The organism is Pseudomonas fluorescens (genome assembly GCF_001307275.1).
GTDB lineage: Bacteria > Pseudomonadota > Gammaproteobacteria > Pseudomonadales > Pseudomonadaceae > Aquipseudomonas > Aquipseudomonas fluorescens_AA.
Window position 1 is genome coordinate 4450000 of record NZ_CP012831.1, and the last position, 25192, is coordinate 4475191.

Here is a 25192-nt window from a genome sequence, read left to right on the forward strand (position 1 = left end):
GGGGACGATGAGATTTACCGATCATCGGGCCCCGCACGGGCGCTCGTTCCGCTACAATGCGCGCCGATTTCGACTTGCCTGAGAGCCCGCTCATGTCCGCCTGCCAGACGCCCATTATCGTCGCCCTGGATTTCCCCACCCGTGACGCCGCCCTGAAGCTGGCCGACCAGTTGGACCCCACGCTTTGCCGGGTCAAAGTCGGCAAGGAACTGTTCACCAGTTGCGCTTCGGAAATTGTCGGGACCCTGCGTGACAAGGGTTTCGAAGTGTTCCTGGACCTGAAGTTCCACGACATTCCCAACACCACCGCCATGGCGGTCAAGGCGGCTGCGGAGATGGGCGTATGGATGGTCAATGTGCATTGCTCCGGTGGCCTGCGCATGATGGCGGCCTGCCGTGAAGTGCTGGATCAGCGCAGCGGCCCGAAACCGTTGCTGATCGGCGTGACCGTGCTGACCAGCATGGAGCGCGAGGACCTGGCCGGGATCGGCCTGGACATCGAGCCTCAGGAGCAGGTGCTGCGGTTGGCGGCGCTGGCGCAGAAGGCCGGCCTGGACGGTCTGGTTTGTTCGGCCCTGGAAGCTGGCGCCCTGAAAGCGGCCCACCCGTCGTTGCAACTGGTGACCCCGGGGATTCGTCCGGCGGGCAGCGCCCAGGACGACCAGCGTCGCATCCTGACCCCGCGTCAGGCGCTGGACGCCGGTTCCGACTACCTGGTGATCGGTCGCCCGATCAGCCAGGCCGCCGATCCGGCCCAGGCGCTGGCGGCGGTCGTGGCCGAACTGGCCTGATCCAACCCTGAAGGGCCCTTGTGGGAGCGAGCTTGCTCGCGATAGCGGTATGTCAGTCAATAGCAATGTTGACTGACAGGGCCTCATCGCGAGCAAGCCCGCTCCCACCGTTGTTTTGTGTCAGACCTTGAGTACGAGTTTCCCGAAGTTCTCCCCGCTGAACAGTTTGGTCAGCGTCTCGGGGAAGGTCTCCAGCCCTTCCACAATGTCTTCCTTGCTCTTGAGCTGCCCTTTGGCCATCCAGCCGGCCATTTCCTGCCCGGCGGCGGCGAACTGTGAGGCGTAGTCCATGACCACGAAACCTTCCATGCGAGCCCGGTTGACCAGCAGTGACAGGTAGTTGGCGGGTCCCTTCACCGCTTCCTTGTTGTTGTACTGGCTAATGGCACCGCAAATCACCACGCGGGCCTTGAGGTTCAGGCGGCTGAGCACGGCATCCAGGATGTCGCCCCCGACGTTGTCGAAATACACATCCACGCCTTTGGGGCATTCGCGCTTGAGGCCGACGTGGACGTCTTCGTTCTTGTAGTCGATAGCCCCATCGAAGCCCAATTCATCGACCAGGAATTTGCATTTGTCGGCACCGCCAGCGATGCCCACCACACGACAGCCTTTGATCTTGGCAATCTGCCCGGCGATGCTCCCCACCGCACCGGCGGCGCCCGACAGCACCACGGTCTCGCCGGCCTTGGGCGCGCCGACGTCCAACAGGGCGAAATAAGCGGTCATGCCGGTCATGCCCAGGGCGGACAAATAACGTGGCAGCGGTGCCAGTTTTGGATCGACTTTGTAGAAACCCCTTGGCTCGCCGAGGAAATAATCCTGCACGCCCAGGGCACCGTTGACGTAGTCCCCGACCGCGAACCCCGGGTTGTTCGAGGCAATCACTTGGCCGACCCCCAGCGCCCGCATCACTTCACCGAGGCCGACCGGTGGGATGTAGGACTTGCCCTCGTTCATCCAGCCGCGCATGGCCGGGTCCAGGGACAGGTATTCGTTCTTCACCAGGATCTGGCCGGCTGCCGGCTCGCCCACCGGTACTTGCTGATAGGTGAAAGTCTCGCGGGTCGCGGCGCCTACCGGGCGTTTGGCGAGCAGGAACTGGCGATTGGTCTGGGCAGTCATGGTTGGCACTCAAGATGAATGAAGACTTGTTGATAGACCTTCGAAGCCTTTGCCGCAAGGTTCGCCGCCTCAGCGAATGCTCTTCGATCCAACCCAGTGATAGTGCCTTGGGGCCCCTTATCACTGGCGCCCATGAATGCCCAACCGGCATCTGGATAGTGCTGCCGTGCCCCGTCAGGCTGTGGCTACACTGGCGCGACCCCGCATTCTTCGAGGAACAGACAATGAGCATGACGTTTTCCGGACAGGTCGCTGTGGTAACCGGCGGTGCCGCAGGCATTGGCTGTGCCACGGCCCAGGCGTTCGCGGCAGAGGGCCTGAAAGTGGTCGTGGCCGACCTGGACGTGGCGGGCGGCGAGCGTACGGTGCAGTCGATTCGTGATGGGGGCGGCGAAGCGCTGTTCGTGCGCTGCAACGTGACGCTGGAAAGCGATGTGCAGCACCTGATGGACGAGGTGATCAAGGCCTATGGGCGCCTTGACTATGCCTTCAACAACGCCGGGATCGAGATCGAGAAGGGCAAGTTGGCCGACGGTACCCTCGACGAATTCGACGCGATCATGGGCGTCAATGTGAAGGGCGTCTGGTTGTGCATGAAGTACCAGCTGCCCTTGCTGCTGGCCCAGGGCGGCGGTGCCATCGTCAACACGGCTTCGGTGGCCGGCCTGGGCGCTGCGCCGAAGATGAGCATCTATGCCGCTTCCAAGCACGCCGTGATCGGCCTGACCAAATCGGCCGCCATCGAATATGCCAGGAAGAAGATCCGCGTGAATGCGGTCTGTCCGGCGGTGATCGACACCGACATGTTCCGTCGTGCCTATGAGGCGGACCCGAAAAAAGGCGAGTTCGCCAATGCCATGCACCCGGTGGGGCGTATCGGCAAGGTCGAGGAAATCGCCAGCGCCGTGCTCTATTTGTGCAGCGATGGCGCGGCGTTCACCACCGGTCATTCCCTGGCGGTGGACGGCGGCGTCACGGCGTTCTGAGGACGTTTCCCTGAGCTTGTAGGAAGAAGCCCGCACTGGTTGCGGGCTTTTTCTTTGGGCTGGGGAAACATCCCCGGAGCGGCCTATCAATGTGTTTCAAAGGGTGAGAATCGGCGCTTTTGGCGACGTTGTCGTACATCGTTCGGGGGTGGCCTGTGCTTAACTGTTTCCGGAAATAAAACAAACGCTTAGGAGCTTGGTTACTCATGGAGTTGAGAATCGACCGGCAGGCCTTGGTGCCTGTCGTGCAGCAAATCGTCGACGCGCTGACCGGCTGGATCCGACAGGATGCGGTGCAACCGGGGACTCGCCTGCCGTCCGTGCGCCAACTGGCGCGGCAGAACCTGCTCAGCCAGTCCAGCGTCAATGAAGCGTGTGAACGCCTGGTTGCCCAAGGCCTGCTGGCGTCCCGGCATGGCTCCAGCTTTTTTGTCGCGCCATCCCCCGCATCCGGGCAGGCGGGCATCGACCCGGAGCGGCGGCAGGATATGCCCGCCGAGGGCGTTGATTCGCCGCCCTGGGCGTTGAGGCTGGGGTGTGGCGGGTTGCCCGAGAGCTGGCGTGAAAGCGATGACCTGGGTTATGCGATCCGACAGGTCACCCGCACCGATATGGCGGCGTTGTTCAACTACAGCACGTCGCTGGGGCTGCCCGCCCTGCGTGAGCAGCTGTCCAGGCGCCTGAAGCAATTCAATATCGAGGCCGATAAAGACCTGATCCTGACCACCACCGGGGCGACCCATGGGCTGGACCTGATCGTGCGGACACTGCTGCAGCCAGGCGCCTGCGTGGTGGTGGAGAGCCCTGGCTATTCAAGCCTGTTCGACCTGCTCAGGTTGCACAAGATCGACATGATCGAACTGCCCAGGACCCCGCGCGGCCCGGACGTCGACGTGTTGCAAGACTTGCTGGCGACACACCGGCCCAGTGCGCTGTTCGTCAACAGTGCCTGTCACAACCCGACCGGCAGCAACCTGGCACCGGCCGTGGCCCAGCGGTTGTTGCAACTGACGAAGCAACACGCCGTGCTGGTGATCGAAGACGATGCCTATGGCGACTTCCAGAACTCGGCGCGGACCCGGTTGGCAGCGCTGGATGCCGACGTGGTCTACGTGGGCAGTTTCTCGAAGACCCTGAGCAGTTCGTTGCGCGTCGGTTTCGTGGTGGCCGGGCCGTCTATCATCACGCGCCTGAGCGAGGTCAAGGGCATTACCAGCATGGGTGGGTCGCGGTTCTGTGAGTCGGTGCTTGCCAATCTCCTGGCCAATGGGGCCTATCGCAAACTGGTCCAGCGCCAGCGCCAGCGTTTGGGCGTCGATACGGCGGCGCTGCTGCAGGTATTGGAGGATGCCGACTGGGAGGTCTTTGGCAAACCGGCCGGCGGGCTTTTCATTTGGGCAAGACCGCCCATCAGTGACTACGCTGGATTACAGCGTCTGGCCAAGCGGTTCGGCGTGTTGTTGTCCTCACCCACGGCCTTCAGCCCTTCGGGCACCGACAGCGACTGGCTACGGATCAACGTGGCCTATGCCCGTGATCCCCGGGCGCTGGGGTTTTTTCGGGCCGCGGCTCTGGATCGACCTCAAGTGTCCTGAAAACGACGCGGCTGTAGCTTTTTGCCATTATTCCGACGCCAGCATCTTGTGTTGCAGGGCGTCTCGTTGCGAATCTGCAATCAACACACACTGGCAGAGGACTGAGCGCAATGATTTCGGCCGTGCAAGGACGTTTTGCCAACCTGGGTATGGCAAAAAAACTGGGTATCGGATTTGTCCTGGTGCTGCTGTTGACCGCTGTGGTCGCGGCCATCGGCGTCTGGTCCCTGCAGACCATCAGCTATCGCTTCGATGGCTTGAAGCAGATGTCGTCCCTCAACAGCGGGTTGCTCAAGGTCCGGCTGCTGGAGCAGGAATACGCCTCGCGTTCCGACCCCAAGACGGCCGATGCCCTGCGCCAGGGTGTCGATGGCCTACTGGCCCTGGCGAACGAGCTCAAGGCGCAGTCGCCTGCCAACGTGCCGGTGATGAACGACGTCGAGCAGGCGTTGGGGGCGTATCGCAAGGCATTCGACGAGTTCGTCGGGCTAAGCCAGAGCAAGGACCTGGCGCTGGAAATGGCCAGTTGGTCGGTGTCCAGCGTGGCCAACAACCTCGATGTGTTGCAGGCCGGGCTGGCGGATGACGGCACCTATACCTTGAAAGACTCCGAAGGCAAGGAAGGGGCCGAGTTCATCGAGCAGGCCAGCCAGATCAGCGAAGTGTCGCGGTTGATGTTGCAGGCCATGAACGAAGCGCGGGTCCGTTTGGACCAGAGCCGCAAAGGCAACGTCGAGGGCGCTGGGGAAGGCAGCATCGAACAGGCCGAGCAGGCCATGAAACAGGCCGAAGCGCTCAAGACCACGGTCAAGGACCCGGGTTACCAGACCGTGCTCAATGAAGTGGCCGGGCATATCGCTGGGTTCAATGAGCAACTGGCCGAGTACACCGGCCTGTTGGCGAAGGAAAAAATCGTCTACCAGCAACTGCACGAGCGTGCCGATCAAGTGGTGGCGCGGGTCGACCAGGCCTTCAGTGCCGAAGACCATGCCATGCAGACTGAACTGAAGAAGAACTCGCTGCTGATCATCGGTTCGTCGGCCTTGGCGTTGCTGGTGGGATTGATCGCGGCGTGGGTCATCACCCGGCTGATCGTGACGCCGCTGCGCAGCGTCATTCGCGTTGCCCAGCGGATCGCGGCGGGTGACTTGAGCGCCACGGTGGAAGTGACGCGCCGGGACGAGATTGGCCAGTTGATGCAGGCGATGCAACAGATGGGCGCAGGGCTGAGCAGTATCGTCAGTGGCTTGCAGGCCGGGATCGAGCAACTGGCCAATTCGGCTCAATCGCTGTCAGCTGTGACCGAGCAGACCAATCTGGAAGTCAGCAGCCAGAAAGAGGAAACCGAGCAGGTCGCCACGGCCATGAACCAGATGACGGCCACCGTGCACGATGTGGCGCGCAATGCCGAAGAGGCGGCACAAGCGGCCCAGACTGCCGACGACAAGGTCGAAAGCGGCCAGCAGGTGGTGCGCCAGAGCATGGTGCGCATCGAGCAACTGGCCGATTCGGCCACCTCGGCCAGTTCCAGCATCGAAAGTCTCAGCGCCGAGATCCAGAACATCGGCACAGTGCTGAGTGTGATCAAGAGCGTGGCCGAGCAAACCAACCTGTTGGCCCTCAATGCCGCTATCGAGGCGGCCCGTGCCGGGGAGCAGGGCAGGGGCTTTGCGGTCGTGGCCGATGAGGTGCGGGCCCTGGCCAGGCGCACGCAACAGTCCACCGAGGAAATCGAACGACTGGTGAGCGCCTTGCGTTCAGCTGCCCAGGCTTCCGTGCAGCAGATCCAGAGCAGTGGCGAGTTGGTGAAGATGGCGGTCAGCGACGCACTGCAGACCGAGAGCGCGTTGGGCAGCATTGCGGCGGCGGTGTCGTTGATCCAGCAGATGAACCAACAGATCGCCGCGGCAGCCGAGCAGCAGAGCTCGGTGGCCGAAGAGATCAACCGCAGTGTCACCAGCATTCGCGCCAGCGCTGATCAATCGTCCCTGGCGATGCGCGGCAATGCCGCTTCCAGCATCGAGCTGGCGCAGTTGGGGATTGAGTTGAAAGGGATGGTGGGGCATTTCAAGTTGTGAGTCCGCGATAGCGGATCCAACATGCCAACAGTTTTGCCTGTCTGGCGGTGTACGGGCATAGCTTACAGCCCCGTGGCGAGGGAGCTTGCTCCCGCTGGGCTGCGAAGCAGACCCAGGATTCGCGGGAGCGCTGCGCACTCCAGCGGGAGCAAGCTCCCTCGCCACAGAAACTCCACCCGCACAGGGTGGAGCCGTATCAGTCGTAGACTTTCTTCTTCTTCCACTCGTCGTTTATTTCGTCGTCCTTCAAGCCTTCGGTCAACTGGTTGACCTCGCCCTCGACCGGCTGGGTGCTGGCCAGGACCTGGGCATTGGCGCGGGCCAGCAGTTTTTCCAGGTAGGCCAGTTGTTCGGCGTAGACCTGTGGTTCCTGTTGCTTGCGCAGGTACTGCACGCCGCGCTCGAAGGCCAGGCGAGCCTGCCCGGGTTGTTCTTGCTGCAAAGCCTGCTGGCCGAGGTTGTTGAAGAACTCGATGTGCAGCAGCACCAGGATGTGCCGCACTTCACGGATCCAGCGCTTGGCTTCGTTGGGCGGCAGGAAACCGTCCTGGGCGGCGCGGGTGATCTGGCCATGCAAGGCCTCGAGCAGAAAGCGAACGTCCTTGGCCTTGGCTTCGGTCTGGATCGGTGCCGGTGGATTGCTCACCGGGATCGATTCGCCCTGGGCAGCCAGTGCGCTCAGTTCATCCAGGCGTGCCTTGACCGCGGAATTGGTTTTATCCAGGTTCAACAGGCGCTGGCAGACATTCATCTCGAGGCGCGTTATCAACAATTTCAGGGCAGGGGTCATCAACTGCCCGGGGAAGGTTTCGGTGAGCTCGCCACAGCGACGCATGCGGTCGTTGAGTTCTACCTTGGTGCGGGCCTTTTCCAGCTTGTTGTTTTCCACCACGTGGTTCATGTAGCCAATGGCGATCAACAGGGCGATCCCGGCTACGACGAGCAGGGTGATCATGAGTGGTGTCACCGGTAAGACCTCTTTATTAGGGTACGCATGTCATGAGTGTAGTGGCTTGGCTTTTAAGCGCATAGGCCCGAGCGACGTGATTAGACGGGCGTCGTGCTGTTTATAGGACGCATGATCGGGTAGGAGCACATTGCCATCATTTACCTGGCGCGACTATAGCGTCTCGGCGGGTGACAGAATATAGGCGTCAGAGACCGGGCGAGTAAAATGTGCGGATCGCCCCCAAACCGGGCGAAGTCATTGATTTAAATAAATTTATATCTGGGGGTTGACGACCCTTCAATCCATCCATAGAATGCGCGCCACTTACAGCGTAAAGCACTCAGCCAAACGCTCTAAGTAGTGAATGTTGTACGTGTGTCCCCTTCGTCTAGTGGCCTAGGACACCGCCCTTTCACGGCGGTAACAGGGGTTCGAGTCCCCTAGGGGACGCCAATGCGGGAATAGCTCAGTTGGTAGAGCACGACCTTGCCAAGGTCGGGGTCGCGAGTTCGAGTCTCGTTTCCCGCTCCAATTTTAAACAGTGTTGCTTTCGAGCAGGGCTGAGTGAAGCCAGAGCCGACATCTTCGGATGCGGATTTGGGCACTGAAATACACACCATGTGTTTCAGTTAGCGTGTCCCCTTCGTCTAGTGGCCTAGGACACCGCCCTTTCACGGCGGTAACAGGGGTTCGAGTCCCCTAGGGGACGCCATTTGCGGGAATAGCTCAGTTGGTAGAGCACGACCTTGCCAAGGTCGGGGTCGCGAGTTCGAGTCTCGTTTCCCGCTCCAAATTCAAAAAAACGCCGCTCATACGAGCGGCGTTTTTTTATGCGCGTGAAAAGACCATTCAAGATGCATGGATCTTTAACCAGCGATTTTCGTTGTCTGAGGGGGCTTACCGCGCTTTACCTTAATAATGAAGGTGAAGCGAAAGTACTTCATGCAAAACTTAAGGTAAAACGCTCAGGAAGATTAATAGTTCATTCCTAAAAAAAAGCACTTCTCCTAACCTTCCAGTACCCATTCTGGAGGTGCACTTATGCTGATTTTTGTTAAATCGATGGTCATTGGGCTGTGCATCGCAGCCCCTGTGGGGCCTATTGGGCTGTTGTGCATACAGCGAAGCCTCATGCTGGGCTGGAGAGCCGGCTTCGCAACGGGATTGGGGGCCGCCACTGCCGATTCGATCTACGGATTCATCGGGGCCCTCGGGGTCACGGCCATCATCGCGACGCTGATCAGCTTCAAACCTTGGTTGTGTATTTTTGGTGGACTATTCCTCGCCTACATTGGCTATCAGACAATACGATCGAAGGGGGGCGCGACCGCCATGGCAGGTGAGCGTGCCAACATGTTCAAAGCCTACTCGACCACGCTGTTCCTGACCCTGTCGAACCCCATGACCATCTTGTCGTTTATCGCGATATTCGCCGCGTTGAGCGATGGCATGGTCAGCGACCAAGGCGGCCAGCACGCCTTGCTGCCGATGGTGACCGGTATATTCCTGGGCTCGGCTGCCTGGTGGCTGGGCTTGAGCGGGTTCTCCTCCCTTTTCAAGGCGCGGATTGCCGAATCGAAGCTAAGGCTGATCAACTACTTTTCGGGGGCGACCATCAGCGTTCTGGGGGCCTACCAGGTCGCCACTGGCGTCATGCTGGCTACGGCAACCTGATAAAAGAGGTCTTACTGCAGTCTGGACTCGACATACGCCCTGAAGCGGCCTATGGCTTGGGTGACGTCTGGGGCGGTGGCATTGCTGAATGAAAGCCTGACCTGATTAGCCGCCTCATTCGTCAGCGAAAATAAGGTGGTAGGGAATACGATCACCTTGAACTGCTGGGCGCATTCGCGCATTTCACAATACCCAAAGGCGAAAGGCAGCCGCAGATTGATGAAGAAGCCGCCCGCCGGATGATTCCAGCTGACCGTTCTTTGGGCGCCGACCTTGAGTGGGAATTCACGTTCGAGGCATTCAAGCATGTGGTCTCTTTTCTGCGTATAGGACAGCACCCTGGGTTGGTTCAGCCCTTGCAGCGAGTAGTTGTTCTCGATCAGCAAGCCGGCGACGACCGCTTGGCACAGGGCAGGGGTGTTGACGGTGATCAGGCTTTTGGCCTTGCACAATCGGGCACTGAATGACATGACACCGGCGCCCTCCGGCGCGACCACATAACCCATGCGCAAGCCGGGAAAAATCGACTTGGCAAAGGAGCCCAGCAAGAATACTCGACTGCTGTCGATGGACTTCATGGACGCAATGGCATCGCCTTCGTACCTGAAGTAGCGGTAGGCCGTGTCTTCAAGGACGAAAAAATTCTTTTCATTGGCCAAGGAAAGCATGGCTGTCCTGGCGTGATAGGAGAGGCTGTCGGCGGTCGGATTGCTAAAATCCGGAACGGCATACAGTGCTTTGATTTTTTCCCCTCTGGATTCAAGTTCTTCAATGATTCCGCGCAGGGCGATTGGGTCGAGAAAAGCCGCCATGGGGACGGGGACTATTTTTATGCCCAGCAGTTTTGCGATGCCTGTGACCCCGGAAAACACCGGGTCAGGCACTAATAAAAGCCCACCGCCTTCAAAAATGGACAGGAGCGTCAAGGTACAGGCTTCCTGAAACCCCAGGCACACCACGATGCTTTCAGGGTTGGAGACTGTTATCCCTTCATCCGCCTGCAAATAGGTAGCGATTGTTTCATTGATGATTCCCGAGGTTTTTCCATATTGGCAAAGCAGTGTCGCCAGTGACTGCCCCGTGCCGGCAACGTGAAGTTTGTATTGGGCCAGGCCTCGGTCGATGAGCGACGGGTCGCACTGCTGGTCATCGGGTCGACCGGAGGCCAGTGAAATGGCCTCCGGATTTTCCTGGGCGATGGAGTTTAGAAGGTGGATGACGTTCAGGGTGGGGTCTTCGAATATCGTGTTTTCGAATGCGCTGGACACTTTCGCTTCTCCATAAAAAAAGCAACGAGCCACTGAAGGCTCGTTGCTTGTGATGACACGCTATGCAGGATCGAGTGAGCTTTTCTGATCGACCTTGCTTTCCATGGTTTCGAATGCCTGTAGCAGGTCCTCCTTGAGGTCTTCAATATCCTCCAGGCCAAAGCACAATCGAACCAGGCCTTTCTCGATGCCCATGTCCGCTTTTTCCTGATCCGTCATCGAGGCGTGGCTTCCACTGAAGGGCTGGGCGACCATCGAGGTCACGCAGGCCATTCCGGTGCCGGTGCCAAACCATTTGAGCGCGCTGGTGAACGTTTTGTAAAAGGGCACCAGATCGGGCCGAATATCAACAAACACAATGCCGCCATAACCGCTCAATTGCCGACCATCGATGCGTGGGTAATAGACATGCTCGATAAAAGGCAACTCGCGCAGATAGTTGAGCATGCTTGCTGTCGTCTGGCTGTGTTTTTCCATGCGCAGGTTGAACGTCTGCATGCTTCTGCGCAGCAACCAGGCGCTATTGGGGGTGAGTATCGTGCCTGAATAAAAGCGACCCTCGAGGAGACGGTTGTAAATCGTTTCATTGTTGACCAGCACCAGGCCGCCCATGACATCACTGTGTCCAGAGAAGTATTTGGTTGCGCTGTACAGGGATATGTCGGCGCCAAAATTCAACGGCTTCTGAAATATCGGTGTGGCCCAGGTATTGTCAACGACCACCAGCGCCTGCGGGTTGTGTTGCTTGACGGCCCTGCTGACCGCATGGATATCAATGTCTTTCAGGAAGGGATTGGTCGGCGTTTCGAAAATGACCATGTCGACGTTCGCCGGCAAGGCCTTCAGCCCCTCTGCCGTGGTGAGATCCAGAATCGTCAGGTGTGCGCCGATACGTGCCGCATAGCGCTGGAACAATTTATAGGAGCAGCCATAGATGTATTTGTTGATGACCAGCGAAGCACCCGGTTTCAACAGTTCCAACACCATGTAGATCGCGCTCATCCCGGTGCTGTAGGCCAGGGCATGTTCACTGCCCTCCAGGGACGCGACGACCTGTTCCAACTCCGTCACGTTGGGATTGGCTTTCCTTGAATAGAAGAAGGCCGAGTCAGCGTTGAAAGCGCTGCACTGATAAATAGGCGTTACCGAAGGATGGGCGTCCCGGTCATCCACCTTGATATGAAGTATTTCAGTAGACACTTTCATGCTTGGCTGACCAGTTTGATGACCTGTTCATACATGTTTTGCTTACCCTCGTAGCCCACGGTCGGGGTGATGTCATTTTGCGAAATACCGATTTCTTCAATCGACTCCGTCGGGAAGTGGGCCCTGTCGAAGACTTCATGAAGGTTCGAGTTCACGCCGTTGGGGAGCCAGACCTCAGGGCCTGTTTCATCGATGCGAGCCTTGGCAACGATGAATCGATAGCTTTCATGGGGGCGCAAGGTCAGTGATTTCCAATCGCTGTTGTGCCCGTCCGTATAATTGCGTCGCAGGTAGACGGTCTGTTCGAAGTCTTCGGTATTCAGCACTTGGGCGTGCAGCGACACAATGTCTCCGTGCCATTCGAACTTTCGCTTCTCGTAGGCGCTCAACGTGTCCTCGCGCAACTCGACAGGGGCGTTCGCCTGGTGTTCACCCAGCAATTTGAAATGCGCATCATGTCCGCACTGAGAGCAGCATCCTTTGCTGTCCAGTCCGATGATTTCAGCGTTCAAGCCATAACGGGTGACGAGCAGGGCGTTACAGTGGTTGCAGCTGGTATTGGTCCCTTCGACGTCATTCACGTTACCCAGGTAGACATGCTCAACGCCCATGCTCCGAGCAACGTCCCGAGCCTTCAGGAGCCTGTCCACAGGCGTACGGATGCTGTTGCTCATCTTGTAATCGGGGTGAAACCTGACGAAGTGCAGCGGTACGTTCGGGCCCAGTTCATCCAGGACCCACTGGCTGATTTTCCTCGCCGTTTCCTCGTCGTCGCTGATGTCGGTCACCATCAAGGTGCTGACCTCGACATATTTGCCGGCGTCATAGACTTTCTTGATACCCGCCAGAACGGGCTCTACCCAGCCGGTGGTGACCTTGCGGTAGTATTCCGGGGAGATGGATTTCAGCGAAATCGAGAAAATATCGATGACCGGCAATAATTCATCAATGGCCTCTTCGCTGATGAAGAATGCCGATTTATAGAGGTTGATCAGGCCCGCTTCCTTGGCCAGCTTCGCTGTGTCGAGGATGAATTCGTGCCAGACAACGGGGTCGTTATACGTCCAGGAAATGACGCGTATGCCGTGCTTGAGTGCAGTTTCCACCACCTGCTCGGGGGTGTAGTAGTAAACGTCCTTGTCGGTGACGTACTTGGCCTGCGATGTCTTCCAGTTATGACAGTAACCGCAGTTGAGCATGCAGCCGATATTACCCAGGGACAAGATTCGCTCCCCCGGGGCAAAGTGGAAAACGGCTTCGGTTTCGATTGTCTCTTCGGTGCTGTGAACGCCTTTACCGTAGTTCAATGTAACGAGCCTGCCCCCACGGTTTCCGCGCACTTTGCAAAAACCTAACTTGCCTTCCTGGATAACACAGTTGCGTGGGGAAAGATGACACTTGACAGCGCCCCCAGGGAGTATTTCTTCCAGTTTTGCCGGGCTGCTTTCCAAGGTCCAGTTTTTATTTTTTGTAGTGTCCATCTTTCACTCCTCATCACGGAAGTTGCCATCAATAGCATCGGTTTAAAAAGTCGAGGCGAAACGATCCTGCCGCCCTGCAGGGCAGTCATAGTTGTAGATTTATTAGTAAGCGGATGAAGCGCTCATCAATCCATAGTTTTTAAGTGCAAAGCGCTTGGCATTCATGTTCATGAACGGTTGAATAAGTGGGCCGATCACCAGCAGAAATGCAATCGTGCCGATACCGAAGGGACCGCCTAAAAGCCAACCGCTCGAAAAGATGCCGATTTCAATAATCATTTTGGCTTTGGTGAACGACCAGTTCCATTTGGATACCATGGTCAATACCACCAGGTCCATGATCCTGATGCCGATACCGCTCATGATGATCAAGGCGGAGGAATAGGCACACAGCATCAGCCCCGAGGCCAATAACGCGTACTCATTCATTCTGACGATCAAATACTCCCCGAGCCCCAGCCACGACCAGAGATCAATCAGCAGCCCAGTCAGCGTCGTTGTAATGAAGGGACTTATCGGTGGGTATTTTTTGTTCCAGAGCACCCACCATGTCAGGAAAAACAGCGATACGATAGCCGAGCAAACGCCCATGCCCAGCATGAGTATTTTATCGATCGAGATGATCAGGACATCTAATGGGTCAGTACCCAGTTGGCTGATGATGAAACACTTGGCACCCAACGAAAAGAAACCGACGCCCATCAGGTACATCAGTAACTGATCTTTCTTGAAATGCCGGAGACTTAGGACTTGCGTGCCAATGTGCTGGACGAGCGGGTGAGGTTTTTTTTCACACTTTTTCTTTTCATCTTCCATGCGAACACCATCCCTGGAGAGAATATTTTATTATGAGTGCGTCACGCTAAAGAGCAGGGCCGTTGATTGCCCGGATTCTTTTCAGGTTTTTCAGGCTGGAAATAGACTAGCGCCATGCTTTATTTTGGTGCATGCTTTTTTTAATGAAAAACGCGGGCTTTTCATTAAAATTTATACTTTTAACCGGGGAAAACGCACATGGATCGTATAGACGTCAAAATCCTGGGTAAGGTACAGGACTGTGGTCGCATTTCCATCACAGAGCTTTCCAAGCACGCGGGGCTTTCTATTCCTGCCACCAATGACAGGTTGCGCAAACTTGAAGACTCCGGGGTCATCAAGGGCTATTGCGCGCAGTTAGATCCAACCAAGCTGGGGTATGGCATATCGGCTGTCGTCGGCATCACCACCCTCAAGCCGGCGAAAGCCAAATTGATAGCGACACTCACCGACATACCCGAAGTCGTCGAGTGCCTGCACATCACGGGGAATGACTCCTATCTGATCCGCATCTACGCCCGATCCATGGCTGAGATCGAGGACATTATTGCGAAAATCAATGCGTACGGTGAGACCCGAACCAGCATTGTCCTGTCCATTCCTATCGAGAGAAGAAAACTCGCCCCGTGAGTCAGGGCGCCTGTCGGGCAGGGGCGGGGAGTCGATCGACGAGGTCGCTCCCTGGCCATGGGCGTCCGGTCTAGCTCTGGCACGGGTGGGGATGCTTATAGAAAGATGGCGATAACGCTACAAAACCTTTTAACCCTCAAGGCTGTGCACCAGGTTTTCAATCGCTTCCAGGGCGGCCTCATCCGGTGGCTCCGGTGCCGGATGTGCGTTGCGCATCTGGTACGCGAGACGGTATTCACTGGGCGTGCAACTGGCGTATTGCTTGAAGGCGCGAGCGAAGTAGGACGGGTCCTTGAAGCCGGCCTCGTAGCCGATGCTGGTGATGGGCATCTGGCTGTTATCGAGCAACTCCTTGGCGAAGCTCATGCGTTTGTTCAGCACGTAGTCGGTGAAGCCGAGGCCATTGGCCTCCTTGAACACCCGGCTGAAACGAAACGTCGTCATACCGCAACGCTTGGCCAGGTCGCGCTGATCGATGCTGTCGCGAAAATGCTGGTCGATGTACAGCATGATGTGGCTGAGAGCCTGGTGCTTCTGGTGCCCGGCGGTCAGGCGAATGCTGTCCGGCAGGGTCGGGGAGTGGTCGATCTGCGAGGTCTTTGCCCGGCCATTGGCATTGCGGCGCAGCTCGCACAGTTGCACCACGGCGGTGAGGTAGCGCTTTTTCTCGGCGGCGGACAAGGGCAGCACCATGTATTCCCAGACGCTGGAGCGCATGGCCCACACCGCCAGCTCTTCGGAGTGCTGCACGGTGAACATGGTGATGGGCGTGCCAGGAACGGTTCGTTTGATCTCCAACAGGCGTCGCAGGCCCGGTGTGTCCGGGCGGTCGAAATGGATGCAGATCATGTCGACCTGTTCCGCGCCGGGCAGCATGGCTTTTTTGGCCAGCGTGCAGTCGCACGTGTCCTGGAACAGGGAGACGAGTTCCTGGGTGGACCGGTCATGAGTCAGATCGACCCATAACAGCTTTGGCTTTGCAGTCGGATTGGACGCCATAGGACGACTACCCACAGGTGCTTGCTGCCCTTTAGCTAGCAGTATTGTCACTGTGCCATCATTTCGCCGAATAAATTTTTATAAAAGTCCGATCGTTTAGCGCCATCCGTCGTCATGGGACGCCCGTTCGCACTGTCCCAGTGCTGGATTTCCCGCCCCGGCGCCTGTCCTGTCCGGCGCAAAAAAATCCTAGCGATGTGCAAAATCCTCCTAACGGCACTGACCACCTGCTGACTAGGGTTGCATCAGGCAGTTCGCAATGTACTGCCCTTGATAAAACAACCCGATGAGGTGTGCGAAATGACTCTTCAAACAATCAAGGCTTCGGTGCTGAAGTTCGCCAAAGATGAAGATGGCCTGACCATTGTGGAATACGCCGTGGCCGGTGGGTTGATCACCGTGTTGGTGGCTGCCGCGTTTGTGCTTCTGGGCGGTGCCGTGAACACCAAGATCCGTGCGCTGTGCCAGGCGGTCAACGGCAACGTTGCCTGCTGACAGCGGCGACTTGCAGTGAAGGGGGCACGGTCACTTTCAAGGAAAACCGCTTGCGACTCTTATGCAGTGAGTACAACGAATCAATCAAATGGACTTCGCGCTGTCCCCTCCAATCAAGTTCGTAACAGTACTTCTGACCCGCGTGAGGTTCATGAAATGACTCTCCAGACAATAAGCAACTCGATCAGCAAGTTCGCCAAAGATGAAGACGGCCTGACCATCGTTGAATACGCGGTGGCGGGAGGCTTGATCACGGTGTTGGTAGCGGCGGCCTTCGTCCTTCTGGGCGGCGCCGTGGATACCAAGATCCGGGCACTGTGCCAGGTCGTCAATAGCAACGTCGCCTGCTAACGAAAATCCCCCCAGGGAGACGCATCATGTCCATGGAACTGCTGGTGTCGACGGTACTGCTGCTAGGACTGCTGGGTGTGGCGGTGGTGAGCGATCTGCTTCGCCACCGTATCCCCAACACATTGGTCCTGTTGGGCCTTGCTCTGGGCTTGGCCGGCCAGGTGTATACCGGCGGGATCGGTGGCCTGGGCGACAGCCTGTTGGGCATGCTGATCTGCTTCGCGCTGTTCCTGCCCATGTACGCCGTCGGTGGCATGGCCGCCGGTGACGTCAAGCTGATGACCATGGTCGGCAGCTTCCTGCCTTTTCATTACGCACTGTGGGCGGCGCTGTTCAGTCTGATCGCCGGCGGTGTGTGCGGTTTCCTGATCGTCCTGGCCCGCGGCCAACTGCTCCAGACCCTGGGACGCTACTGGTTGATTGTACGAGCCCAGGCCTATCTGGCGCCGACTTCGGATGAAGTGGCGGGCAAACCCTTTCCCTATTCGATTGCGATCCTGATCGGCACTTTGAACAGCGTTTACTGGCAACTGATTGCCGGCGGCTGGGGAGTCTAGTCATGCACGTCATCAACGATAGCGATGCCTACCCCAGCGAACGGGAAGCGGTACAACGCCTGGCACCCCAGCCATGCACCATTCGCGACACAGGCCTGACCGACAGTTTCCTGGGTGAACTGGTGTGCAAGCATCTGCATGACGCCGGTGTGCTGGACATGTCGCGGCTGGTGGAGCGCCTGGCCCTGACCGGCGCGGTGTTGGAGGAAGTCCTGGCGTTCCTGCGCAAGGACGGTCGTGTCGAAGTGCTGGGCCAGTTGGGGCAAACCGGTGGGCAGACGCTGCGTTATGGCCTCACCGAGCGCGGCCGCAGTTCGGCCCGTGATGCCCTGGCCCGCAGTGGCTACATCGGCGCGGCGCCGTTCCCGGTGAGTACTTATCGCTCGCTGATCAAGATCCAGACCATCCACCACGGTCGCATCACCGCCAAGGACATGAACCAGGCCTTGGCCGGCCTGGTGCTGAGCCAAGGCATGCTCGACCAGTTGGGCGTCGCCCTGAATTCCGGGCGGGCGATCATGATCTACGGGCCGGCGGGCACGGGTAAAACCTATGTCAGCAGCCGATTGATCCGGCTGTTCGCCGAGGCCATCTGGGTGCCCCATGCCATCGTCATCAACGAGTCGGTGATCGAGATCTACGACCCGCAGGTGCACCAGCGCCTGGACGACAATGGCCAAGCGAACAACCTGATGCTCAACGAAGGCATCGACCGCCGGCTGCTGTGCTGCAAGCGCCCGATCGTCATCACCGGCGGCGAGCTGAGCATGGAGCAGTTGGACGTGCGCTACGACCCGTTCACCCGGCAATACCAGGCGGCGCTGCAGCTCAAGGCCAGCAACGGCCTGTTCATCATCGATGACATGGGGCGCCAGCGCATGGCCCCTGCGGAGTTGCTCAATCGCTGGATCGTGCCGATGGAGGAGAAGCGCGACTTCATCAACCTGGGCGGCGGTCGGCATTGCGAGCTGCCGTTCGACCTGGTGCTGGTGTTTTCCACCAACCTCAATCCCCTCGAACTGGCCGACGAGGCTTTTCTGCGGCGCATTGGCTACAAAGTGCAGTTCGGCTACCTCAAGCCCGAGGATTACGAACGCATCTGGCGCCAGGAGTGCGAGCGCCTGGGCATCCCGTATGACCCGCTGTTGGTGCGCTATGTCCTGCAGCGGTTGTATGCAAGCGAAGGCATGCCGCTGGTGCCTTGTCATCCTCGTGACCTGTTGAACATGGCGCTCGACCGCCAGCGTTACCTGGGCGGTTCCGGCCCGCTGTTGCCGCAAGAGCTGGAATGGGCCTGGCACAACTACTTCGTTCAGCTCGACTTCCTTTGATCTGGAGATACCGACATGAGCTCTCGTACGCTTCCGCTGATAGGCGTTTCCCTGGTAATGGGCCTTGGTGCCGCATGGATGGCTGACGCCTGGCTGAGCGCGCGACTCAACGCGTCTCCCGATGATCATTTGCGAAGCGTGGTGGTCGCCACGGTGGAAATCCCCTTCGGGCAAATGGTCGAGGCCCAGCAAGTCACCACGGTGCGCATGCCCATGGACACGATCCCGGACGACGCTTTCGATGCCAGCGAACAGGCCGTGGGCAAGATCGCCACCTTCGACATCCTGCGCGGCGACATCGTGCGGGGCGCGCGTCTGAGTGAGCACTTGGGCGGCAGCACCCTGGCTTCGCTGATCGCGCCGGACAAACGCGCCATTTCGGTCCGCGTGGATGATGTGGTCGGCGTGGGGGGCTTTCTCTTGCCGGGCAACCGGGTCGATGTATTGGCGACCAAGACCACCAGCGCCGGCAGTAACAGCGCCACGTCCCGGACCATCCTGGAAAACCTGCGGGTGCTGGCGGTGGACCAGACGGCGGGCACCGACAAGACCCAGCCGGTGGTGGTGCGGGCCGTGACCTTGGAAATGTCGGCCACCGAAGCCGAAGCGCTGGTCACGGCGCAAACCGAAGGCAAGCTGCAATTGGCCTTGCGCAACCCGTTGAACCTGGAGAAGAAGGCCGTGGCCGTTGCGCCGCCAGCCCCTGCGCCGGTCATGGCCATGGCGGCCGCCCCGGTGCCAAAACCTGTGGTGCAACGCAGTGCCAAGCCGCAAGGCGGAGCGATCACGCTGATCCGCGGCGTTGAAAGCAGCGTGATCAATGTCCGCTGAATGACGCCTCCATGCCAGGCCCGTCCGGGCCGTGGCGATGCCGATCCTCAAACGTTGTAGATGAGGGCTCGATGATGAATGCCAATATCCGGCGCCAGGGAGGGGCGGTGAGTGTACTGATGGTGATCGCGCTGGTGGCGATTTCCATGATGGCGGCCTTGGCCCTGGATGGCGGGCACATGCTGCTGAACAAGACGCGCCTGCAAAATGCGGTGGATGCCGCGGCCTTGGGCGGCGCCAAGACCCTGAGCCAGGTGAGTGGCGGCATCAACATGGCCAGCACCACCCGCGCGGCGGCCCTGGACACGCTGAACAGAAATGCCAACGCCACCGGCAACACCGAACTGGCCACCGCGGTCGCCGGCAACCCGGGCGCGTTTGCCGTGGTGGAACTGTCCAGCAGCGTCTATGGCCCGTTTTCCTATCCCGGGCCTAGCGATGCCAAGTACGTGCGGGTGTCGGTGTCCAGTTATCAATTGAACGGTTTTTTCTGGAGTTTCGTGCAAACGATGGGCAGCGCCGGCTTAGGCAACAAGCGCGTGGCGGCGATTGCCACGGCAGGTCCCAGCCCCACCTCGCCTTGTGACCTGGCACCGTTGATGGTGTGTGGCGATCCCACTCAATACAACCCTGGCGCCGGCAACTTCTGGGGCTACCAATTTGGCGACCTGGAGGTCTTGAAAACGGCGGCGGGGAACACATCGCCCATTGGGCCGGGCAATTTCCAATTGCTGGATTTCGGCTCAGGCGGCAGTGCAGTCCGGGAGGACCTGGCCGGCGGTGGCTCGGTTTGCCGCAGTGTCGGGAGCAACGTCCAGACGGCGCCGGGGAATAAAGCCGGTCCTACTTCCCAAGGCTTGAACACGCGCTTCGGTATCTACAATGGTCCGGTCAGTTCTTCGGACTACCCACCGGACCTGGTCACGGCGTCAGGCACTCCGGCGATCACCTACAACGATGCGCTCTCCCAGGCGCAGTACAAAGGCCAGTCCGTCACCTCGAGCAACGGTGATCTGTCGGCGGGTGGCGAGGCGATACAGGACTACAACGACTGGCGGGCCAAGGTCGCCGCCTGTGTGGCGGGAGGCGCCAGCGGTTGCCAAAGCAACGGGGTTTTCGAACGTCGGATGTTGAAGATCGTGATTGGCGATTGCGCCGGGAAACTGAGCGGCTCGACGTCGATTCCAGTCTTGGGGTTCGGCTGCTACTTCGTCGTGCAGCCAGTGGACGGCGGTGGTTCGGAGTCCATCATCTTTGGCCAGTTCGTCCAGGAGTGCGAAGGCGACAACGTACCCGGTCCTACACCCTCCACCGATGCCGGCCCGCAGATCATCCAGCTCTACAAAACCTATCTCAACGGCAGCGGCACTCCGAGCACCGACTCGTAGGAGGCGTCATGGGACTTTCTCAGTTCAAACCCGCGCAAGCCCAGCAAGGCGTGGCGCTGGTGGAGTTCACCCTGGTGCTGCCGTTGTTGCTGTTGTTGCTGCTGGCCTTCGGCGAGTTCGGCCGCATGCTCTACCAGTACAACGTGCTGTTGCAGGCCAGCCGCGATGCCGACCGTTTCGTCGCCAGCCAGGCCTGGAACTCCACCCTTGGCACTGTCGCCTTGGGCAGCACGCTCCTGACCCAGACGAAAAACGTCGCGGTGTATGGCGTGCCCAGCGCGACGGGAACCGCTGTGGTGTCAGGCTTGACCACGGCGAATGTGCAGGTCGCCGCCGAGGGCATCGATCATGTGCGCGTCACCATTACCTACACCTTCTGCCCGGTGATTGGCGCGGGCAACTGCGCGGGTTCGATCCCAGGTTTCTTCGGCAATGCCATTCCACTGGGCATCCAGTTGGTGGCGACCACTGTCATGAGGGCGCTGTGATGAATCACAAGCACATGCGCGGCACTTACATCGTGGAGTTCTCCTTTGTGGGCTTGCTGGTGTTCATCCTGCTGTTCGGCGTGGTGGAAATGGGCCGGCTGTACTTCACGGTCAATGCGCTGGATGAAGCGGCGCGCCGTGGTGCGCGGCTGGCGGCGGTGTGCAATGTCAGCGATCCGGTGGTCTTGCGCCGGGCCATCTTCAACGCCGCGACGGACGCCGGCACCAGCCAACTGATCAGCAACCTGGCGACCTCGAACCTGGCGCTGACCTACCTGGACGTCAACGGCGCCGTGGTAGCGAACCCCACCGACACGTCCGGCGCCACCGGCTTTCGAGCCATTCGCTATGTCCGGCTGAGCGTGCAGAACTTTGTTTTCAACCTGTTCATTCCCGGCTTGGGCGTGCCCATTACCTTGCCCACGTTCAGGGCAACCTTGCCACGCGAAAGCCTTGGGCGTCATTCCGATTCCGGGGAGATCACACCATGCTGAACACCAGGGAAAATCCGCTTTCGACCACCACCGGCAGAGCCGGGCTGCGGATACTGATCAGCAGTCGCGATGCTACGTCCCTGCGCGACCTGCAATGTGTCTGCCAGCGCATGCCTGGCCTTGAGGTCAGCACGCGCCTGGTCAGCAACGGCCATGTCGATCCGCTCTACGGCCTGGACCGCATGCCCGACCTGCTGCTGTTGCGCGTCAGCCATCTGTGGCGCGAAGAACTGTCGGCGTTGCTGCAACGCCCTGCCCATGAACGTCCGCCGATGCTGGTGTGCGGTCCCTTGGGCGAGCAGGAGGGTATGCGCCTGGCGATGCAGGCCGGTGCCCGGGATGTGCTGCCCGAACCCATCGCCGACACGGAATTGGTGGCGGCGCTGAATCGCCTGGTGGCGGAAGTCCGTCTCGGCAACGGCAACGAAGGGAAGCTGGTCGCGGTGATCAGCGCCAAGGGCGGCTCCGGCGGAACCCTGGTGGCGTGCAACCTGGCCCAGCAGCTCAGTGCCCGGGCAGGCAATACGCTGTTGCTGGACATGGACCTGCAATTTGGCAGCGTGACCCATTACCTGGACGTGTCGCAGTCCCACAGCCATCTGGAAGTGCTGCAGCAGATCGATGAGATGGACAGTGTCGCGCTGCGGGGTTTTTGCAGCCACTTCAGCCCGACCCTGCACGTCCTGGGAGGCCGGGCCGGTGAGTTGTGCCTGCCCCAGGATGCCCAACCCGAACAGCTCGACGCCCTGTTGCAACTGGCCCGCGCCAGTTATGACTGGGTGGTGGTGGACCTGCCGCGGCAGATCGATCACCTCACCGGCTCGGTGCTGGAACAGGTGGACCGGGTGTACGTGGTGGTGCAACAGAGCGTCAGCCACCTGCGTGATGCCAGCGCTCTGGTGCGGATCCTTCGCGAAGACCTGGGCGTGCGCGGGGAGCAGTTGCAGATCGTGATCAACCGCTATGACAAAAACGCCGCCGTCAGCCTCAAGGACATCGGCGAGGCCCTGCGCTGCGCGAACCTGTCGAAATTGCCCAATGACTTCAACCTGGTCAGCCAGAGTCAGAACACTGGCGTGCCGTTGGGGCTGCATGCGCCGAAGGCGGCCATCACCGCTGCCCTGCGCGATTTGACCGAAGACCTGGTCGGTCACCAGATGGCCACGGACAAGGGCCTGCTTAAACGTGCCTTCAACCGTTTTTTCGGGGGATGACCCATGATCAGCGACTTTCGTAACCGCTTGCGCAAACAGCCCGCCAAACCTGTTGCCGCCGCGGGCGCCCAGCCCGGCGATGGCTTGCCGGACCCGACGGACGCCTTGATGGCCTGGGAGCAGGCCATCCCCGACGTGCTGTATGAAACCCGCAGCCAGGTCACGCCGGTGGAGGCCGAGTGGCGGGAAAAGATCTACCAGCAACTGCTCAAGGTCATGGACCTGTCGTTGCTCGATGCCCTCGAGCAGGCCGAGGCCGCGCGGCAGATCCGCGATATCTGCCAGCGCCTGCTCGAGGAACATTCGGCGCCAGTGAGTACCGTCAGCCGGCAGTTGATCATCAAGCAGATCACTGACGAGGTGCTCGGCCTCGGGCCGCTGGAACCGCTGTTGGCCGACCATAGCGTGTCCGACATCCTGGTCAACGGGTTTGCCTCGGTCTATGTCGAGCGCTTCGGCAAGCTGCAACGCACCGACGTGCGTTTTCGCGACGATCAGCATTTGCTGAATATCATCGACCGCATCGTGTCCAGCCTGGGGCGCCGTATCGACGAGTCTTCGCCGTTGGTGGACGCCCGGCTCAAGGACGGTTCGCGGGTCAACGCGATCATTCCACCGCTGGCCATCGACGGTCCGAGCATGTCGATCCGGCGCTTCGCCGTGGACCTGCTCAACACCGACAGCCTGATCCAAGTAGGCACGATGACCCCGGCCATTGCCTTGCTGCTCAAGGCTATTGTTCGCGGGCGCCTGAACGTGCTGATCTCCGGCGGGACCGGCAGTGGCAAGACCACCATGCTCAACGTGCTCTCCAGTTTCATCCCCCACAACGAGCGCATCGTCACCATCGAGGATTCGGCCGAGCTGCAACTGCAACAGCCCCACGTGGTACGCCTGGAAACCCGGCCATCGAACATCGAGGGGCGTGGCGAGGTGAGCCAGCGGGAGTTGGTGCGAAACAGCCTGCGCATGCGCCCGGACCGGATTGTCATCGGTGAGGTGCGTGGTGCCGAGGCGATGGACATGCTCACGGCGATGAACACCGGCCACGACGGTTCGCTGACCACCATTCACGCCAACACCGCACGGGATGCGCTGGGGCGAATCGAGAACATGGTGTCGATGACCGGGGCGACATTTCCGATCAAGGCCATGCGTCAACAAATTGCCTCGGCCATTGATGTGGTGATCCAACTGGAGCGTCAAGAAGACGGCAAGCGACGCGTGGTGAGCATGCAGGAGATCAACGGGATGGAAGGGGAGGTCATTACCATGACCGAAATTTTCTCTTTCGTGCGCCAGGGCATCGGCGAGCACGGCGAGGTGCTCGGGGAGTATCGGCCCAGCGGCATGATCCCGGCCTTCCGCGATGTGCTGGCCAAGCGCGGCATCGAGTTGCCGCTGACCTTGTTTCGCCCTGAGTGGATGGAGGGCCGCACGTCATGAACAATATCCCCAGCGAGTTCATCCTGATTTTCCTTGGCATGGTGTTCATCGCCGTGTTCCTGCTGTCCCAGGGCGTGGTGGTGCCGGTGTTCGGCGAAGCCGGCAAGATGCGCAAGCGTATTCGCGGGCGCCTGCATGTGCTGGAGAAGGCCAACCACTTGCCCAACATGCAAACCGTGTTGCGGCAGAAATACCTGACGCGCCTGTCCCCCCTGGAAGCCCGCCTGGAACAACTGCCGTTCATGGCCAACCTGACGCAACTGATCGAGCAGGCCGGTCATGAATACCGGGCTTATCGGGTCATGCTGCTCGGTCTGGTCCTGGGGGTGGCGGCCGGTGCCTTGGTGCTGATGGTCTCGCCGGTCTGGTGGATGGCGCTGCTGGCGGCCTTTGCACTGACCTGGGCGCCGGTGTTGAAAATCCTGCGTGACCGCAACAAGCGCTTCGCCGCGTTCGAGGAAGGTTTGCCGGATGCGCTGGACGCCATGTGCCGAGCCTTGCGCGCCGGGCATCCGTTCAACGAAACCCTGCGTCTGGTCGCCGAGGAGCACAAGGGGCCGGTCGCCCAGGAATTCGGCATGACGTTTTCCGACATCAACTATGGCAACGACGTGCGCCGGGCGATGCTCGGGCTGCTGGAGCGGATGCCGAGCATGACGGTGATGATGCTGGTGACCTCGATCCTCATCCACCGCGAGACCGGCGGCAACCTGACCGAAGTGCTGGAGCGCCTGAGTCGGCTGATTCGCGGGCGTTTCCGGTTCCAGCGCAAGATCAAGACGTTGTCGGCGGAAGGGCGCATGTCGGCGTGGGTGCTGGTGGCGATCCCGTTCGTGCTGGCGATCGCCATCGTGCTCACCAGCCCCAGCTACATGCCCGTGCTGATCAATGACCCCATAGGGCACAAGCTGATCATCGGCGCGTTCTGCGCCATGTTGATCGGGATTTTCTGGATAAGAAAGATCATCCGGATCCAGGTTTAAGCGCTGTTGCGCCGAG

General features: G+C 59.6%; 24 protein-coding genes, 4 tRNA genes and 1 pseudogene. 22 read left to right on the forward strand and 7 right to left on the reverse strand.

What is annotated here, in order from left to right; all coding sequences use genetic code 11:
* Nucleotides 1–92 precede the first annotated feature (92 nt).
* Nucleotides 93–791 (forward strand): orotidine-5'-phosphate decarboxylase, encoded by a 699-nt coding sequence (pyrF, locus tag AO356_RS19875; protein WP_060741184.1) that lies wholly within the window; start codon nucleotides 93–95, stop codon nucleotides 789–791.
* A 120-nt stretch (nucleotides 792–911) separates the two neighbouring features.
* Here pyrF and AO356_RS19880 read toward each other — a convergent pair whose 3' ends face one another.
* Nucleotides 912–1916 (reverse strand): NADP-dependent oxidoreductase, encoded by a 1005-nt coding sequence (locus AO356_RS19880; RefSeq protein ID WP_060741185.1) that lies wholly within the window; start codon nucleotides 1914–1916, stop codon nucleotides 912–914.
* A 224-nt stretch (nucleotides 1917–2140) separates the two neighbouring features.
* On the opposite strand from AO356_RS19880, the gene AO356_RS19885 reads away from it, so the two are divergent.
* The 4 genes and pseudogenes from AO356_RS19885 to AO356_RS33420 all read left to right on the forward strand — a co-directional run bounded on the left by AO356_RS19885 (nucleotide 2141) and on the right by AO356_RS33420 (nucleotide 6575).
* The gene (locus tag AO356_RS19885) at nucleotides 2141–2902 is read left to right on the forward strand and encodes an SDR family oxidoreductase (RefSeq protein ID WP_060741186.1); all 762 of its coding nucleotides are present in this window, start codon (nucleotides 2141–2143) and stop codon (nucleotides 2900–2902) included.
* Nucleotides 2903–3108: 206 nt separating this feature from the next.
* A complete protein-coding gene (locus tag AO356_RS19890; RefSeq protein WP_060741187.1) occupies nucleotides 3109–4497 on the forward strand; it encodes a PLP-dependent aminotransferase family protein in 1389 nt (462 codons plus the stop codon).
* Between the two features lie 992 nt (nucleotides 4498–5489).
* Nucleotides 5490–5666 (forward strand): annotated as a pseudogene (locus AO356_RS33415) (HAMP domain-containing protein); the annotation flags it as partial.
* A gap of 204 nt (nucleotides 5667–5870) precedes the next feature.
* The gene (locus tag AO356_RS33420) at nucleotides 5871–6575 is read left to right on the forward strand and encodes a methyl-accepting chemotaxis protein (RefSeq protein WP_420480621.1); all 705 of its coding nucleotides are present in this window, start codon (nucleotides 5871–5873) and stop codon (nucleotides 6573–6575) included.
* Between the two features lie 196 nt (nucleotides 6576–6771).
* Here the strand turns inward: AO356_RS33420 and AO356_RS19900 are convergent, their stop codons facing one another.
* The gene (locus tag AO356_RS19900) at nucleotides 6772–7530 is read right to left on the reverse strand and encodes a hypothetical protein (protein WP_060741189.1); all 759 of its coding nucleotides are present in this window, start codon (nucleotides 7528–7530) and stop codon (nucleotides 6772–6774) included.
* Nucleotides 7531–7901: 371 nt separating this feature from the next.
* Here AO356_RS19900 and AO356_RS19905 point away from each other — a divergent pair.
* From AO356_RS19905 to AO356_RS19925, 5 genes are all read left to right on the forward strand, one after another.
* A tRNA-Glu gene (locus AO356_RS19905) sits at nucleotides 7902–7977 on the forward strand.
* A gap of 2 nt (nucleotides 7978–7979) precedes the next feature.
* A tRNA-Gly gene (locus AO356_RS19910) sits at nucleotides 7980–8055 on the forward strand.
* Nucleotides 8056–8160: 105 nt separating this feature from the next.
* Nucleotides 8161–8236: transfer RNA gene (locus tag AO356_RS19915), tRNA-Glu, on the forward strand.
* A 3-nt stretch (nucleotides 8237–8239) separates the two neighbouring features.
* Nucleotides 8240–8315, forward strand: a tRNA-Gly gene (locus AO356_RS19920).
* Between the two features lie 250 nt (nucleotides 8316–8565).
* Nucleotides 8566–9198, forward strand: a complete 633-nt coding sequence (locus AO356_RS19925) for a LysE family translocator (RefSeq protein WP_060741190.1) — start codon at nucleotides 8566–8568, stop codon at nucleotides 9196–9198.
* A gap of 11 nt (nucleotides 9199–9209) precedes the next feature.
* On the opposite strand, the gene AO356_RS19930 is transcribed toward AO356_RS19925, so the two are convergent.
* The 4 genes from AO356_RS19930 to AO356_RS19945 all read right to left on the reverse strand — a co-directional run bounded on the left by AO356_RS19930 (nucleotide 9210) and on the right by AO356_RS19945 (nucleotide 13969).
* Nucleotides 9210–10466: a PLP-dependent aminotransferase family protein gene (locus AO356_RS19930; RefSeq protein ID WP_060741191.1), complete on the reverse strand. Its 1257-nt coding sequence runs from the start codon at nucleotides 10464–10466 to the stop codon at nucleotides 9210–9212.
* 60 nt (nucleotides 10467–10526) lie between these two features.
* Nucleotides 10527–11672 (reverse strand): trans-sulfuration enzyme family protein, encoded by a 1146-nt coding sequence (locus AO356_RS19935; protein ID WP_060741192.1) that lies wholly within the window; start codon nucleotides 11670–11672, stop codon nucleotides 10527–10529.
* Complete coding sequence (gene amrS / locus AO356_RS19940; protein WP_060741193.1) at nucleotides 11669–13153, reverse strand: AmmeMemoRadiSam system radical SAM enzyme; 1485 nt, start codon at nucleotides 13151–13153, stop codon at nucleotides 11669–11671. The genes AO356_RS19935 and amrS overlap by 4 nt, the downstream gene beginning before the upstream one ends.
* 102 nt (nucleotides 13154–13255) lie before the next feature.
* Nucleotides 13256–13969, reverse strand: a complete 714-nt coding sequence (locus tag AO356_RS19945; protein ID WP_060741194.1) for a YczE/YyaS/YitT family protein — start codon at nucleotides 13967–13969, stop codon at nucleotides 13256–13258.
* 198 nt (nucleotides 13970–14167) lie between these two features.
* Here AO356_RS19945 and AO356_RS19950 point away from each other — a divergent pair, with 198 nt between their 5' ends.
* On the forward strand, nucleotides 14168–14599 hold the full coding sequence (locus AO356_RS19950) for an Lrp/AsnC family transcriptional regulator (protein ID WP_060741195.1): 432 nt from the start codon (nucleotides 14168–14170) through the stop codon (nucleotides 14597–14599).
* A gap of 129 nt (nucleotides 14600–14728) precedes the next feature.
* Here the strand turns inward: AO356_RS19950 and AO356_RS19955 are convergent, their stop codons facing one another.
* Nucleotides 14729–15598: a DNA-binding response regulator gene (locus AO356_RS19955; protein WP_060741196.1), complete on the reverse strand. Its 870-nt coding sequence runs from the start codon at nucleotides 15596–15598 to the stop codon at nucleotides 14729–14731.
* 300 nt (nucleotides 15599–15898) lie between these two features.
* Between AO356_RS19955 and AO356_RS19960 the strand changes: the two genes are divergently transcribed.
* The 11 genes from AO356_RS19960 to AO356_RS20010 all read left to right on the forward strand — a co-directional run bounded on the left by AO356_RS19960 (nucleotide 15899) and on the right by AO356_RS20010 (nucleotide 25176).
* The gene (locus AO356_RS19960; protein ID WP_008070254.1) at nucleotides 15899–16093 is read left to right on the forward strand and encodes a Flp family type IVb pilin; all 195 of its coding nucleotides are present in this window, start codon (nucleotides 15899–15901) and stop codon (nucleotides 16091–16093) included.
* Between the two features lie 156 nt (nucleotides 16094–16249).
* Nucleotides 16250–16444 carry a Flp family type IVb pilin gene (locus AO356_RS19965; protein WP_060741197.1) on the forward strand — a complete coding sequence of 65 codons (195 nt, stop codon included), beginning with the start codon at nucleotides 16250–16252 and terminating at the stop codon, nucleotides 16442–16444.
* A 26-nt stretch (nucleotides 16445–16470) separates the two neighbouring features.
* A complete protein-coding gene (locus AO356_RS19970; RefSeq protein ID WP_060741198.1) occupies nucleotides 16471–17001 on the forward strand; it encodes an A24 family peptidase in 531 nt (176 codons plus the stop codon).
* A gap of 2 nt (nucleotides 17002–17003) precedes the next feature.
* Nucleotides 17004–18332 (forward strand): hypothetical protein, encoded by a 1329-nt coding sequence (locus tag AO356_RS19975; RefSeq protein ID WP_060741199.1) that lies wholly within the window; start codon nucleotides 17004–17006, stop codon nucleotides 18330–18332.
* A gap of 15 nt (nucleotides 18333–18347) precedes the next feature.
* Nucleotides 18348–19163 carry a Flp pilus assembly protein CpaB gene (gene cpaB, locus AO356_RS19980; protein WP_060741200.1) on the forward strand — a complete coding sequence of 272 codons (816 nt, stop codon included), beginning with the start codon at nucleotides 18348–18350 and terminating at the stop codon, nucleotides 19161–19163.
* A 71-nt stretch (nucleotides 19164–19234) separates the two neighbouring features.
* Nucleotides 19235–20551: a TadE/TadG family type IV pilus assembly protein gene (locus tag AO356_RS19985; RefSeq protein ID WP_060741201.1), complete on the forward strand. Its 1317-nt coding sequence runs from the start codon at nucleotides 19235–19237 to the stop codon at nucleotides 20549–20551.
* An 8-nt stretch (nucleotides 20552–20559) separates the two neighbouring features.
* Nucleotides 20560–21039, forward strand: coding sequence for a TadE/TadG family type IV pilus assembly protein (locus AO356_RS19990; protein WP_060741202.1), 480 nt, complete (start codon nucleotides 20560–20562; stop codon nucleotides 21037–21039).
* Entirely contained in the window at nucleotides 21039–21533 is a 495-nt protein-coding gene (locus AO356_RS19995) for a TadE family protein (protein ID WP_060741203.1), read from the forward strand. The genes AO356_RS19990 and AO356_RS19995 overlap by 1 nt, the downstream gene beginning before the upstream one ends.
* Nucleotides 21527–22747 (forward strand): AAA family ATPase, encoded by a 1221-nt coding sequence (locus tag AO356_RS20000; RefSeq protein ID WP_060741204.1) that lies wholly within the window; start codon nucleotides 21527–21529, stop codon nucleotides 22745–22747. Before AO356_RS19995 ends, AO356_RS20000 begins: the two co-directional genes overlap by 7 nt.
* A 3-nt stretch (nucleotides 22748–22750) precedes the next feature.
* The gene (locus tag AO356_RS20005) at nucleotides 22751–24193 is read left to right on the forward strand and encodes a CpaF family protein (RefSeq protein ID WP_060741205.1); all 1443 of its coding nucleotides are present in this window, start codon (nucleotides 22751–22753) and stop codon (nucleotides 24191–24193) included.
* Nucleotides 24190–25176, forward strand: coding sequence for a type II secretion system F family protein (locus tag AO356_RS20010; RefSeq protein WP_060741206.1), 987 nt, complete (start codon nucleotides 24190–24192; stop codon nucleotides 25174–25176). The genes AO356_RS20005 and AO356_RS20010 overlap by 4 nt, the downstream gene beginning before the upstream one ends.
* The last annotated feature ends 16 nt before the right edge of the window (nucleotides 25177–25192 follow it).